General features: G+C 39.9%; 12 protein-coding genes. 9 read left to right on the top strand and 3 right to left on the bottom strand.

The annotated features are described in order from the left end of the window. Positions 1–56 precede the first annotated feature (56 nt). Positions 57–2,342, bottom strand: coding sequence for a penicillin acylase family protein (locus CXF64_RS17785; RefSeq protein WP_101217667.1), 2,286 nt, complete (start codon positions 2,340–2,342; stop codon positions 57–59). 156 nt (positions 2,343–2,498) lie between these two features. Between CXF64_RS17785 and ycaO the strand changes: the two genes are divergently transcribed. From ycaO to folX, 7 genes are all read left to right on the top strand, one after another. Beyond that, positions 2,499–4,259, top strand: a complete 1,761-nt coding sequence (gene ycaO, locus CXF64_RS17780; RefSeq protein ID WP_101217689.1) for a 30S ribosomal protein S12 methylthiotransferase accessory factor YcaO — start codon at positions 2,499–2,501, stop codon at positions 4,257–4,259. Between the two features lie 115 nt (positions 4,260–4,374). Next, positions 4,375–7,737 (top strand): ATP-binding protein, encoded by a 3,363-nt coding sequence (locus tag CXF64_RS17775; RefSeq protein WP_101217666.1) that lies wholly within the window; start codon positions 4,375–4,377, stop codon positions 7,735–7,737. Between the two features lie 43 nt (positions 7,738–7,780). Beyond that, complete coding sequence (locus CXF64_RS17770) at positions 7,781–8,410, top strand: YceH family protein (RefSeq protein ID WP_007580511.1); 630 nt, start codon at positions 7,781–7,783, stop codon at positions 8,408–8,410. Positions 8,411–8,478: 68 nt separating this feature from the next. After that, complete coding sequence (nadE, locus tag CXF64_RS17765; RefSeq protein ID WP_101217665.1) at positions 8,479–9,309, top strand: ammonia-dependent NAD(+) synthetase; 831 nt, start codon at positions 8,479–8,481, stop codon at positions 9,307–9,309. 225 nt (positions 9,310–9,534) lie between these two features. Beyond that, positions 9,535–10,254 (top strand): dihydromonapterin reductase, encoded by a 720-nt coding sequence (gene folM, locus CXF64_RS17760; RefSeq protein ID WP_007580509.1) that lies wholly within the window; start codon positions 9,535–9,537, stop codon positions 10,252–10,254. A gap of 22 nt (positions 10,255–10,276) precedes the next feature. Further along, positions 10,277–10,831 carry a GTP cyclohydrolase I FolE gene (folE, locus tag CXF64_RS17755; RefSeq protein WP_002962341.1) on the top strand — a complete coding sequence of 185 codons (555 nt, stop codon included), beginning with the start codon at positions 10,277–10,279 and terminating at the stop codon, positions 10,829–10,831. A 4-nt stretch (positions 10,832–10,835) separates the two neighbouring features. After that, on the top strand, positions 10,836–11,192 hold the full coding sequence (gene folX / locus CXF64_RS17750; RefSeq protein ID WP_002962340.1) for a dihydroneopterin triphosphate 2'-epimerase: 357 nt from the start codon (positions 10,836–10,838) through the stop codon (positions 11,190–11,192). Positions 11,193–11,209: 17 nt separating this feature from the next. Here the strand turns inward: folX and CXF64_RS17745 are convergent, their stop codons facing one another. Both CXF64_RS17745 and CXF64_RS17740 read right to left on the bottom strand, forming a co-directional pair. Further along, positions 11,210–11,644, bottom strand: coding sequence for a YqaA family protein (locus tag CXF64_RS17745; protein WP_101217664.1), 435 nt, complete (start codon positions 11,642–11,644; stop codon positions 11,210–11,212). Positions 11,645–11,871: 227 nt separating this feature from the next. After that, a complete protein-coding gene (locus CXF64_RS17740) occupies positions 11,872–12,237 on the bottom strand; it encodes a DUF4870 domain-containing protein (protein ID WP_101217663.1) in 366 nt (121 codons plus the stop codon). A 184-nt stretch (positions 12,238–12,421) separates the two neighbouring features. Between CXF64_RS17740 and CXF64_RS17735 the strand changes: the two genes are divergently transcribed. Both CXF64_RS17735 and CXF64_RS17730 read left to right on the top strand, forming a co-directional pair. After that, positions 12,422–13,123 (top strand): spondin domain-containing protein, encoded by a 702-nt coding sequence (locus tag CXF64_RS17735; RefSeq protein WP_101217662.1) that lies wholly within the window; start codon positions 12,422–12,424, stop codon positions 13,121–13,123. Positions 13,124–13,133: 10 nt separating this feature from the next. Next, entirely contained in the window at positions 13,134–13,868 is a 735-nt protein-coding gene (locus CXF64_RS17730; RefSeq protein ID WP_002962335.1) for a spondin domain-containing protein, read from the top strand. Positions 13,869–13,918 lie beyond the last annotated feature (50 nt).

The following is a 13,918-nucleotide window of genomic DNA, read 5'->3' as shown; positions in this document are numbered from 1 at the left end:
TTGTTCTCTGTTGTTTTATTAGTGATTATATAGAACGTGTTTAGCTATACTTTAGTTCATCGCGTAGGCTCTATTACTATTTGATGTATTAATTCTTGAGGTAATAAAGGCGTATGTTTGCCCTCTACATAGTCACTAAAACCCGCTCTATAAAATTCAGATAACGGATGCCCCGATTGCCCACCCGGAATAGCCATAATTGCACGTTCTAAATGACCTGGTTGAGCAATAAAGCGCTGCGATGCGCCAAAACTACGCCCTTGTACGGCGGGCATGTAGCTATCACCAAAACCCGCTGCTGTGGGCATATTTAATAACTTAGCAAGTAACGGCATTTGCTTTGCAAACGGATGCTCTATCACTAACTCATTGACCTTGCCCCACTGCCAGCTTTGTACATTATTACCAAATTGCTCAGTAAGCTTAGTGATAGTTTGGTTAAATGCACCGTGTAATTGTGCATCCCAGCTTTTAAATTGCGGGTTTATCCACGTATCGGGTTTGTTATTAATAAGCTGCCAAACTGCAGGCTCTAAATCTCGTTTTACGTATTTAAGTGTGCCTTGCTGTTTATTTAATTGGCTTTCAATATTACTAAATAAAATATTAATCACTTCATCGCGGTAGCGCTTAACTAAGGTATACCCTATGGAGGTTGAACACGCACATTGCTGCCAATTTTCGAGCGCTGTTATATACTGCTGATTTTTGGTTTGATCTGTTTTTAATTGCTTTAATAGCAAAGCATGCCAAGGCATTAAAAAGCGAGCTTGGTTATCGAGCTGTAGTGCGTAAAAGTCGCTCTCTGCAAATGTTTGTTTTTCAAATAATCTATCGCGGATTTGGCTCGAACGTGCACCGAGTGCATAGCCACCATTGCCAAAGCGGGCGTTATCTTCAGCCGATACCACGCGAGAATTACCAGTCCATAATCGACCGTTTTGTGGGTTTTTAATAAAGGGGCGTTCTAATTCGGTTTGCTGCCAAAGCGCTGAGTAGTCACCGGCATTTACACCGAGCTCACTTGGCGTTTTACGAGCCGGTATACCGCCCATATTTTTCCACGCTGCACTACCTTGGCTATCTACCACCATTAGGTTTTGCACAGGTATTCCTACATCGCTTGCTACAGCAAGTGCATCATCTACTGTTTTGGCTTGTTCTAACTTTAATAGTTGCATATTAACGGCGTAAGGCTGATGTGCAGCCCAGCTCAATGCATAAGGTTTTTCGTTAATATATTTTACAGGGCCATATTCGCTGAGTATTAATGAATAGTTTTCGATCTCCCCATCGGGTAATGCAATAGGTTCATCTACTTGCCATGTTTTACTATCATCGTTTAATGCAATCCAATCGGCTGTATCTAAATAACCATTAGTAAATCCCCATGCAACATTGTTGTTAGTGCCAACAACAATTGCCGGCGCTCCGGGCAGCGATACACCGGTTACCTGAGCGGGTTTTCCATTTTGTATATAATTTAGCTGAGCCCTGTACCAAATTACAGGCACTGCCATCGATAAATGCATATCATCAGACACCATTCCAGCGCCTGTTTTAGTCAACGTTCCTGTAACTGCCCAGTTATTACTGCCGCGCTCTTGGTTGGCTTCAATACTTTTAACTGTATGCTCTGTTTGAGTGGGCAAAGTAGGTATACCGGCGTTATAAGGCGTTAATTTACTGCCATCAAGTGCGGCTTGGTACTTACTTGGTTGCGTTAAAAAATCAACCATTTGCTTACCATACGCTTGCTCAATTTGAATGAGTGCTTGGTCACGTTCAAATGTCGCGCTTTGTAAATCAAGGTACATGCTAAATATCACAAGTAGGCTGTCTTCGCTTTGCCATGGCTTTTGTGTTGCACCGGTTAGTAAATATTCAAAGCTTGAATACCCTACTTGCGCTAAACCTTCGTTTACACCTTGAGCGTAACTTTTAAGTAATTGCTTATCTGCATCAGGCAGCGTTTGTAAAATAATTTGGCTGCGTTTACGCAATTGATGAAAACGCATCTTTTTATCGAGCCCCAACGCGGCTTCGCCAAATAATTCACTTAGCTCGCCTGCGGCATTACGTCTTAGTAAATCCATTTGAAAAAATCGGTCTTGCCCATGCGCATAACCTAAACCATAGGCAACGTCGTTTCGGCTATTTGCATTTATCACTGCTTGCCCTAGTGCATCGCGCGAAATTTTTACGGGCTCTACTACCGCGTTACTACGTCCGTTTCCATCAAGGGCAGGTAAACTTAAACTAAGCACACCATAAACAACGGCGGTACTTGCCAGCCCTAAAATCACAATTAATAATAACAAGCGTTTGATTACTTTAAACATCAACCTTTCCTTTGCACGTTTTGACCAAGCGTTAAGGACATATAATAACCACAGTTTTATTAAATAATAATGTTCTTGCTCGCAAAGGGTGAAATAAACATCAAAATCCACGATAATGTCAGCTCCACACATCGTGCAGAACTAGTTGAGATCAATATGACTGAAAAAACATTTATCAAAGGTAAAGACCGCGACCTAGAATCGTCAATCTCTACCATGCAAAACAAGCTTGAAGCCCTACACATTAATGTTGAAGAAGCGCTTTGGCTTAACCCTGTAGCTAACTGTTATTCGGTTCATATAAAAGACAGTGACTGCGGTGTTATGTTTACCAATGGTAAAGGCGCAACCGACAAAGCATCTATTGCCTCAGCACTCGGTGAATACTTTGAGCGTTTAAGCTGTAACTACTTTTTTGCAGACTTTTATCTAGGTGAAGAATTTGCCAATGGCGAGTTTACTCATTACCCAACCGAAAAATGGTTTAAAGTTGAAGGCGATGAAGTACCACAAGGTATTATGGATGAAAGCTTATGGGATTACTTTGACCCAGAGCGCGAACTTAACGCATCGCACCTTTTTGATTTTAACTCTGGCAATATTGATCGTGGCATTTGTACCCTGCCCTACACTCGCCAACGCGATAACCAAGACGTATACATTCCGGTAAACGTTATTGGTAATATTTTTGTATCTAACGGTATGAGCGCAGGTAACACGAAGTTTGAAGCTCGCGTACAAGGTTTATCAGAAGTATTTGAACGCGCCATTAAAAACCGCATCATCGCCGAAGGTATTTGTTTACCAATCGTGCCTGAAGACGTTGTTAAGCAATATCCTCTAATTCACGAAGCGTGTGAAGAACTTCGCAGCCATGGCTTTCATTTACGTATTGCCGATGCATCGCTTGGGGGGATTTACCCAGTAATGAGCGTAACGCTTATTAACCCAACTGATGGTTCTGTATTTGCTTCTTTTGGTGCTCACCCATCATTTGAAGTTGCGCTTGAGCGTACAGTTACTGAGTTACTACAAGGTCGTCGTTTAGATCAACTAGATGTATTCCAACCTGCAACATTTGATAACGATGAAGTAGCAACACCAGAAAACATTGAACTGCACTTTATTGATTCAAGCGGTTTGATTTCGCATGATTTCTTCCGTGCAAAACCTGACTTTGAATTTGTACACTGGGACTTTAGCGGCACAACAGAGCAAGAATATAACTTCTGTACTGACCTAATTCACAGCATGGATCACGATATCTACATCATGGATTACACGCACCTAAACGTATACGCATGTCGTATTTTAGTACCGGGCATGTCAGACATTTACCCTGTTGATGAGCTTATTTGGCGCAACAACAACGAAGGCGCAAAATTTCGCGAAGCATTCCTATCGCTTGATCAGTACGATGCAGAGCAATGGATGGAAATTTACGACAGCCTAGAAGAAGCCGGTCATAGCGATATTATCCGCGCCGCAGAATTTATTGGCTTAGCAACTGATGCCGACACACCATGGCACACACTGCGTATAGGTGAGCTTAAAGCGCACCTATGCTTAGCCGCAGGCAGCGAAGAAGCCATTGATTGGGTTGATTGGATACTTCATACGGGCCAAGTAAACGAAGATGCAATGCGCCACTTCCGCTGTTTAAAAGCGATTCTTGAAATTAAATACGATGACGAGCGCGAATACGCTGATTACCAAGATGCATTAGGCTTAATGTTTGGTGCTAATAATGTAGCGCTGGCTATAGAAATTGCCGAAGGTAAAAAGCAGTTTAACGGTTTAACTTTTCCAGGTTTATCGCTTGAAGGCTTTAAAAAGCATGCGGCACTACTTGATGGTTACCGCAAGCTACACGTAGCAAAGCAAAATCATTGGGCACGTGAAGTTAGCGATTCGTAACTCGCTAAACTACTAATTATAAAAAATAAACGGCGCATTTGTTAATGCGCCGTTTTCATTTATGTCATAAATTAGCTATAGTTAAATTGCCTAAATTAACGCCACGATGTAGCTAATGCCACCGTCTAGTAATAACAAAAAAACGAATGTTCATAACTTTAAGCTGACCTTTTGGTTATCGCTTACGCTAACTGTACTAGTTGGTGTTGTTCTTGATCGTATTAACTATAATCGTGTAAAAGATGCTCACCGCCTACAAATTCTTTCTGAAGTAAGTACATATCGTGCTCAATTAGAATCTATTTTAGTTTCTAATATCCAACTGGTTCGAGGTTTAGGTGTTGCCGTAGCGGCGCAGCCTAATTTACAGCAAACACAATTTGAACAAATTGCTCAACCGCTATTTGAAACCTCAAATGAGCTTCGCAATATTGGTGGCGCTCCCGATATGGTAATACGCATGACTTACCCCTTAAAAGGTAATGAAAAAGCACTCGGTTTAAACTTTTTAGAAGAAAAAAGCCAACGCGCTGATGCGATTAGAGCTCGCGATACAAATACCATTGTAATGGCTGGCCCATTAAAATTAATCCAAGGTGACATCGCACTTATAGCCCGAGTTCCTGTTTACATACCGCCAGAGAATCGCTTTTGGGGATTACTCTCAGTTGTTCTCAATATTGACAAAGTCTATGAAAATTCAGGTATTTATGAGCTAGGAAAAGAGTACAACGTCGCTTTACAAGGCAGGCATGGACTTGGCAGCAAAGGGGAATTTTTTTACGGTGATCAAAACATAATAGAGCAAGATCCCCTTGAGTTTACGTTAAGCTTTCAAGGTGGCAATTGGCAACTTTACGTAGCACCTAAAATAGGTTGGAGCCCACCAAATTCAGCTGTGTGGCCACTTCGGTTATCAATTATAATTATTTGCGGATTATTAATTTGGGCCTTTTTATTCTTTTTGAAAATGCTTAATCGTCAGCAACAAAATGAAAAAATGCTTGAAGCAATGAGTGATCTAGCTCAAATAGGCGCATGGTCATTTAACTTAGAAACTAAACAAGTGTATTGGTCTGATATGACCAAAAAACTATTTAAATACCCATTAAATAACCAACCAGAATGGCCTAAAGATTTAAATTATTTTAAAAAAGGCACTAGCAGAGAAACAATTAGACCTTTAATTGAACGAGCCATAAAATATGGTGAAAGCTACGAAGTTGAATTAGAAGTAATGGATGCAGAAGGTGGATCTGTTTGGGTACTCGTACATGGTGAAGCAGAACAAAAGAATGGACGATGCACACGTATTTTTGGCTCATTACAGAATATTGATACCCGTAAAAAGATTGAATTAGAAAATAATAAAACCGCATTACATAACGAAATTTTAGCTTCTCTTACCGTTAATAAATTAATATTAAATGGGCAACTTAGCCAATCGAAAGATATTATCACTGAAGCAATCTGCCAAGCATTCGATATTAAACGTGCCAGTATTTGGTTTTTTAATGAAGACAAGTCTCAACTAAGCCCCTTTGCCATACATAGCAAACATTCGTCTAGTGACAAAATTGACTCTATTTGGCTAAGAAAAAACAACCCCAGCTTTTTTAATGCAATAGATCATCAAGCAGTATTTAATGCACCCGATGCACTAGAACACCCAATACTCGCACCAATTAAAGAGCAGTATTTAATGCCACTCGATATTAAATCAATGCTGTGCGTAATTATTCCTGCGGGAAGTGGTGCTATAGGCGTTGTTTGCGCCGAGCAATGTCAATCCAAGCGCCACTGGTCTAAAAACGAAGAAAGCTTTTTAATTGCCGTTGCAGCGTTAATAGGCAGCTTGCACTCGAGCCAGCAACGAATTGAAACTGAACAAAAGCTGGTTGCCGCCAAAGAAACTGCAGAACAAGCTGTTGAAGCTAAAAGTGAATTTTTAGCGAGTATGAGCCACGAAATTCGCACACCAATGAATGGTGTTTTAGGCATGCTTAATATAATTAAGCAAACGCAACTAGACCTACAGCAAAAGCATCATATCGAACTTGCTCAGTCATCAGCTCAATCTTTACTTAATATAATTAACGACATATTAGACTTTTCTAAAATTGAAGCCGGTAAGCTCGATATTGAAAACGTGCAATTTAACCTACCTCGGTTATTAGGAGAAGTGGTTGAGTCGTTTGCTTTAAAAGTAGAGCAAAACAATACAAAACTTATTTTAGATGCCACTCAAATTACAGTTAGCGAAATAATTAGTGATCCGAACCGCTTACGCCAAATTCTGAATAACTTAATTGGCAACGCCGTTAAATTTACTATTGATGGCGAAGTAGTTATTACCGCCAAAGTGGATGAAACAACGGATGGCTCGTTCCTACAATGTTCGATTATTGATACTGGCATTGGTATTGACCCTAAAAAACAAGCGTCGTTATTTGATTCATTTACACAAGCAGATACCTCAACTACACGCCAGTTTGGGGGCACAGGACTTGGCCTTGCGATAGTAAAACAATTGTGTGAATTAATGCACGGTGAAGTAAGCGTAAACAGTATGCAAGGTGAGGGAAGTACATTTTCTTTCACAATACAAATACAGCCTCGCTTAAGTAAAGAACAAGATTTACCGAGTCATTTAATTAAAAACAAACATATTTTAATTATTGATGAGTGTTCGTTAAATGCAAATACAGCCAGTAAACAACTCACAGTATGGGGCGCAAAAGTTAATTGCGTACATGACTATCTTGAGGTTGATGATTATTTAAATAATGTAACCACCCACCCTGAAGCTATTTTAGTTGATTACTACTTTTTTGAAAAAGCGCCGCAAACGCATATAACTGCGCTTAAAAACTTTATAAATATGCATAGTTGCAAGTTAGTTCTTATGGCGCCAATGAGTTATTCACCTGAGGAGTCTAAAGTAGGTATGGAAGTCGACTGTATGATTTTCAAACCACTCACACCTTCTGATTTGTTTGACTCACTCACTAACGATAAATACATTGAACAACAGCAGCAACAAGCACAACTACAAAATAAACTAACTAAAGCACCAGTACTCGATTCATCAGAGCCACAACTACTGCTCGTTGAAGACAATAAAATAAACCAAGTAGTTGCCTCGGCGCTATTAAAGCAAGCAGGTGTGACTTTTGATATTGCTGAAAATGGGCTTGAGGCAATTGTAAAACTCAATGCAAAACAAGGTAAGCCATATAAGCTAGTTTTAATGGATTGCCAAATGCCTGAAATGGATGGCTACCAAGCCACTAAAGCCATTAGAGAAGGCGATGCAGGTAAGGGTAATGAAAATATTACTATTATTGCACTTACAGCCAATGCCATGCAGGGCGATAAAGAAAAATGCCTAGCAGCAGGCATGAACGACTATTTAAGTAAGCCGCTCGATTTAGCCGCCCTAAAACCTAAACTCCAGCAATGGCTTGGTATCCAATAAAGGTGTAAGCTAATAAAATACGCTTACTAATTTGAGATTATTTATGCAGTTATCAGCAAATCAACAACGTATTCTTGGTTGCTTACTAGAAAAACAAAGCACAACGCCAGAACATTATCCGCTATCGTTAAACGCTCTAGTGAACGCATGTAATCAAAAGTCTAATCGCGATCCTGTGTTAAATCTTACAGATAGTGACGTGCAAAACGCACTTGATGAACTAATAGACATGCGTTTGGTAACTATAGATGAAGGGCTTTCTGGTCGCGTAAATAAATACGACCACCGCTTTTGCAACACTGAGTTTAGTAATCTGCAATTTTCTGCTCAGCAACGTGCCATTGTTTGTTTATTACTTTTACGTGGTGCCCAAACCCCAGGTGAATTAAGAACTCGCAGTGCTAGGCTTGCTGATTTTAATAACGTAAATGAAGTAGAAACAGCGCTCAATAAACTGATTGAAAGCGATTACGCCCGTAAATTAGAACGAGAAGCAGGTAAACGCGACAGCCGATACATTCATTTATTTGGCGAACAACAAAATAATCCCGCCGATGCCTTTGTTGCTCTACCAAGCGAAGTAATTAAAGATAAAGAATTAAGTGATTTACTGGCAGAAGTGGAAGAATTAAAAGTAGAGCTTCGCAAAATAAAAGCTCATTTAAAACTTTAATTAATTAAGACTAAATCACATAATAAGTTTATTGCGTATCACATATTAAATTTTATAAGGAGCTGGCAATGCGCGCCGAAATTATGGCTGAAATGAAGGTTCAGCCAACTATTGATGTAAATGCTGAGATAACTCGCCGGGTTGCTTTTATTAAAGCACGTTTAGTAGCAGCTCACTCACGATCACTAATATTGGGTATTAGTGGTGGTGTTGACTCATCAACTTGCGGCCGCTTATGTCAACTTGCCATAAACGAGCTAAATAAAGAACACGATACTAACAAATACCAATTTATTGCTGTGCGCTTACCTTATGGCGTACAAGCCGATGAAGACGAAGCGCAAATGGCGGTTGATTTTATCCAGCCAAGTAAACGTATGACCGTAAACGTACAACCTGCGGCTGATGCATTGCATGAGCAAGCTATAGCTGCTGTAGTTGGCTGTGGTGAAGCACTGCCTGAGCAAGCTCAGATAGATTTTATTAAAGGTAATGTTAAAGCACGCCAACGTATGGTTGCTCAGTACGAAATTGCAGGCTTTTGCCAAGGCTTAGTAGTGGGTACCGATCATAGTGCTGAAAACATTACTGGTTTTTATACTAAATTTGGTGACGGCGCGTGCGATTTAGCTCCGCTATTTGGTTTATCAAAACGCCAAGTGCGTGCACTTGCTACTGCACTCGGTGCCCCAGCTTTATTAGTAGATAAAGCACCTACAGCTGATTTAGAAAGCGATCGCCCGGGGCTTACCGATGAAGAAGCACTTGGTTTGAGCTATGAGCAAATTGATGACTTTTTAGAAGGTAAATCTGTTTCTAAAGACGTTGAACAAAAGCTTGTAAGTATTTACATGCGTACACAACATAAGCGCCAACCAATTCCGACAATTTACGATTAATGTTTTAGTAAATAAAATAAAGCAATTAACGCCTTTGAGGATTAATTGCTTTTTTGATCGACAGATTAAGAAACTGCGTATATTTTAATAAATTAACGCTTTAAATTTTATAATACCAATTGCGTTAAATTAGTGATCTATTATAGCCCTAAGAAAATAGCGATAGATCGATCATGTTTTAACAATATTGGTATAAGTTACCCGCCAAAGAGAACACTGCCTTATATGACATCGCCCATCTTAATTACCGGCGCAGGCCAACGTATTGGTTTAGCGCTCGCTCAGCATTATATAGCCCAAGGGCAGGCTGTTATTATTACGTATCGTACTCGCCACAACGCTGTTGATAAATTAGAGCAACTAGGCGCTGTATGTATTTATGCCGATTTTAGTACCGATGACGGTATAAGTGCATTTATAAATACGCTTAAAGAGCATACAACATCGCTGCGCGCTATTGTTCACAATGCATCAAGCTGGGACTGCGAAGCTAACAATCCTGACTTTGCAGTACTGTTCGATAATATGATGCGTATACACGCCAAAACACCGTATTTAATTAATTTAATGTGCGCTGAGCTGCTTATAAACTATCAGCAAAGTGAAAAAGTACCTGCTGATATAATTCACCTTACTGATTATGTAGTTGAAACAGGCAGCCCTAAACACTTAGCTTATGCAGCAAGTAAAGCAGCTCTCGATAACTTAACTAAATCGTTTAGCGCTAAATATGCGCCAAACATAAAAGTGAACTCGGTTGCTCCATCACTCATTATTTTTAATGAACATGACGATGAGCAATATCGAGCTAAGACCCTTAAAAAATCATTAATGGGCATTGAACCCGGATGCCAAGAAATTATCAATAGCATTGATTTACTATTACAAAGCCACTACATCACAGGGCGCTCTTTGCCTGTTGATGGCGGCCGTCATTTAAAGTAAATATAAATAAACTGAGATATTTATGCACAATGAATTAAAAGAAAGTTACGAAAAAATCATCACCGCAGTAGGCGAAGATGCTAACCGCGAAGGCTTACTTGATACGCCAAAACGTGCTGCAAAAGCAATGGAATATTTAACGCAAGGGTATCGTCAAACGCTTGATGAAATAACTAATAAAGCGGTATTTACATCTGACGCTGACGACATGGTGTTAGTGCAAGACATAGAGCTTTACTCTATGTGTGAGCATCATTTACTACCTTTTATTGGCCGTTGCCATATTGCTTATATTCCAAACGGTAAAGTATTAGGCTTGTCTAAATTTGCACGTATTGTTGATATGTTTTCACGCCGTTTTCAAATTCAAGAACAGCTAACGCATCAAATAGCTAAAGCAGTTGAAGAAGTTACTGGCGCTAAAGGTGTGGGCGTTATTGTTGAAGCAAAACACATGTGTATGATGATGCGTGGTGTAGAAAAGCAAAATTCAAGCATGCGTACATCAGTAATGTTAGGTAACTTTAGAAGCGATCCTAAAACACGTAACGAATTTTTGCAGCTTATAAAAGGTTAACCCTATGGCTAATGCAATTATTAACGTTACTAATTTGCGCCTGCGTACGTTTATTGGCTTTAACCCCGATGAGCGTGAAAAAAAGCAAGATGTAGTGATCAATCTAGAGATTCACTACCCTGCTGATGACGCGTGTAAAACGGATGAAGTTGACCAAGCACTTAATTATAAAGTGATCACCAAAGAAGTAATTAGCTTAGTAGAGCAAGGCCACTTCTTATTGCTCGAAAAATTAGTGGCTGAAATTCTTGCGGTTTGTCACGCACACCCAAGTGTTCATTACGCTAAAGCACGTGTTGATAAACCGCATGCACTGCGTTTTGCCGACTCAGTGTCGTTAACGCTTGATTGGGCTAAATAAGGCCTTAAAAAACTTATTTAAAAAAGCTTTTCGAATCCTACGGCAAGGGCGATAACCGCTAAATAGCGCGCGCCTTTGCCTAGTGTTACTAGTAATAAAAACATACTAAAGCGTACTTTAAATATCCCCCCAATTACAGTTAGCGGATCGCCTACGACTGGCAGCCAAGCAAACAACAAACTATACACACCGTATTTATTAAATTGCTTTTGTGCGCTATCAAGCCCTTTTTGCGATACAGGAAACCATTTTTTATCTTTAAAACGCAGTACCTGCGTGCCTAACCAGTAATTAACGCAGCTTCCCAATACATTTCCAAGTGTTGCTACGTACCACATAAGCCATAAATTAACTTTACCTTGGGCAATCATCCCCACCATTATCACCTCAGAAGAGCTAGGCAGTAATGTGGCAGATATAAATGCGCTAATAAATAACGTGAGATAAAGCATAATGTCCTTATGGCTAAACGTAAAAACCCAGCCTATAGCTGGGTTTATAATACCAATTTTATTAAAAACATGATCATTCTAGCGTATTAAATAACTCACTAACTACGTTAAAAATTATTTATATAGAACAACTATGTATCATAATTTTAGCCTTGTTATTGAGCTATTTTCTTATCGCTATAATAGATCACTAATTTAATGCAATTGGTATAAAAATAACTGAGGTTTTATTTTATCAAATTTAAACTAAACGGGTAATTAAACTCTTTACCTTCGTTAGCTTTAATACTTGCCATTACAACCATTACAAACCCAAAAATTGCCACTAGAGGTAGTAATATTAAGCCTACTGCTACAAACATCAGTAAAAAACAAACTACATATGCAATTGCCATCGTTATTTGAAAGTTAAGCGCCTTTTTACCGTGCACGTCAACAACTGGCATCTCATCTCTTTTAATTAACCACACAATTAATGGCCCAATTATTGAGCCAAACGGCACAATAAACCCGGCAAGCGCACTCAAATGGCATAACATAGCCCACATACGGTCATCTTTATTAACTGGTTCAACCTGTTGATTTTCTTCCATAACACTCTCCTTTTTGTTTTATGTATGTTGCCTCTTAACTAAACAAATGTCTACAAATCAACCAACGTATTTGTATTTAAAAATCACAGCGTAAAATCTTGTGATAAAAAAGTGATAAGTTTGTGAGAGTTTCTGGAGACGATTATTCAATACTAAACTCGAATCATCACTTACAGGAATAATAATGAAAACTTCTACATTAACAATTGCAATTCTTTTAGCGGCAGCTAGCCAATCGACTATGGCCGCAGAATTAGACCTAAAAGTTACTAACCTAACCAAGGGTATTCACTTCACTCCACTGTTAATTACAGCACACAACAGCGAAGACACACTGTTTGAAGTAGCAACGCAAGCATCTACAGCATTACAAACAATGGCTGAAGGCGGCAATATTGCAGAGCTAATTGCACAAGCAGCTGCAGCGGGCAGTGATATGGCTGCAAATCCAGCTGAAGGTTTACTTGCACCAGCCGCATCTACAACGACAACACTTACCACTACCGACGGTAACGAGTACCTATCATTAACTGCAATGATGCTACCAACTAATGATGGCTTTGTAGGCTTAAACAGCTGGAAAATCCCAACAGAAGCGGGTACTTACACAATTAATTTAAATGCTTACGATGCAGGCACAGAACAGAACAATGAGCTTGTAGTTGAAGGCTCTGGCGCTCCAGGTACTCCGGGTATTCCTGCGGCTCCAGGTGGCGACGCTGGCACTGGCGGTACAGGTATATTAAGTGGTGATACAAATACAAGCATCCATATTCACCCAGGTAGCTTAGGTGATGACGATTTAGAAGCGGGTAATAGCGATTTAAGTAATACAGTACACAGATGGTTAAACCCAGTAGCGCAATTAACCGTTACAGTTAAGTAGGAGCATGATTATGTCATCTGCTAACAACCTTAAAAAAAGTCTACTAGTGCTTGCACTTGCAACCACACTTGCAGCGTGTAGCGATAATGATAACGACCCAGTGGTTGAAGAGCCGGTCGTTGTTGAGCCAATTGTTGTAGAACCTGTGATCAGTGAGTTTACTATTACTTTTAGTAACTTAACTGCAGGACAGCCTTTGTCACCACTCTCTGTCATTGCTTTTGAAGATGAAGCACCTTGGTCATTCGGTACCACAGCTTCTGTTGGTTTAGAAATGCTTGCAGAAAGCGGTGCAAATGAAGAATACCTCAGCTACGAAAGTGCACTTGCTGCAGTTTCAGCTGAAGGCGCTATTGGCCCTGGTGAAACCACCACAGTAATAATTACTGTTGAAGAGCAAGAAACGCTTAATTTGTCATTTGCTGCCATGCTTGGGAATACAAATGATGCTTTTACCGGTCTTAGTTCTTTAGATGTATCAACATTAGAAGTTGGCGGTTCGTTATCACGCACTACGACTGCTTATGATGCGGGTACGGAAGCAAATACAGAAACAGCTGAAACTGTGCCAGGTCCTGCCGCTAGCGGTGAAGGGTTCAACGAAATACGTGACGATACAGCCGATATAATAACGATGCATCCAGGCATTGTTTCAAATCAAGATGGATTATCTACATCAGCACTTGGTGTTGAACATAAGTTTGATAACCCAGTATCGAAAATAGTAATTACGCGCACGCAGTAACGTTCCAGCTTGTAATGGGGAAGTAAGGGAGCACGGATGCCCCCCTTTTT

This window comes from Pseudoalteromonas sp. GutCa3, from assembly GCF_002836155.1.
GTDB classification, from domain to species: Bacteria; Pseudomonadota; Gammaproteobacteria; order Enterobacterales; family Alteromonadaceae; genus Pseudoalteromonas; species Pseudoalteromonas arctica.
The sequence above is the reverse complement of the archived record's forward strand: the minus strand, read 5'-3'. Positions and strand labels throughout refer to the sequence as shown.

Excerpts from the sequence above, each read along its gene's own strand:
- CXF64_RS17785 (WP_101217667.1), bottom strand. The coding sequence starts at position 2,342 with ATGTTTAAAGTAATCAAACGCTTGTTATTATTAATTGTGATTTTAGGG.
- ycaO (WP_101217689.1), top strand. The coding sequence starts at position 2,499 with ATGACTGAAAAAACATTTATCAAAGGTAAAGACCGCGACCTAGAATCG.
- CXF64_RS17775 (WP_101217666.1), top strand. The coding sequence starts at position 4,375 with ATGCCACCGTCTAGTAATAACAAAAAAACGAATGTTCATAACTTTAAG.
- CXF64_RS17770 (WP_007580511.1), top strand. The coding sequence starts at position 7,781 with ATGCAGTTATCAGCAAATCAACAACGTATTCTTGGTTGCTTACTAGAA.
- nadE (WP_101217665.1), top strand. The coding sequence starts at position 8,479 with ATGCGCGCCGAAATTATGGCTGAAATGAAGGTTCAGCCAACTATTGAT.
- folM (WP_007580509.1), top strand. The coding sequence starts at position 9,535 with ATGACATCGCCCATCTTAATTACCGGCGCAGGCCAACGTATTGGTTTA.
- folE (WP_002962341.1), top strand. The coding sequence starts at position 10,277 with ATGCACAATGAATTAAAAGAAAGTTACGAAAAAATCATCACCGCAGTA.
- folX (WP_002962340.1), top strand. The coding sequence starts at position 10,836 with ATGGCTAATGCAATTATTAACGTTACTAATTTGCGCCTGCGTACGTTT.
- CXF64_RS17745 (WP_101217664.1), bottom strand. The coding sequence starts at position 11,644 with ATGCTTTATCTCACGTTATTTATTAGCGCATTTATATCTGCCACATTA.
- CXF64_RS17740 (WP_101217663.1), bottom strand. The coding sequence starts at position 12,237 with ATGGAAGAAAATCAACAGGTTGAACCAGTTAATAAAGATGACCGTATG.
- CXF64_RS17735 (WP_101217662.1), top strand. The coding sequence starts at position 12,422 with ATGAAAACTTCTACATTAACAATTGCAATTCTTTTAGCGGCAGCTAGC.
- CXF64_RS17730 (WP_002962335.1), top strand. The coding sequence starts at position 13,134 with ATGTCATCTGCTAACAACCTTAAAAAAAGTCTACTAGTGCTTGCACTT.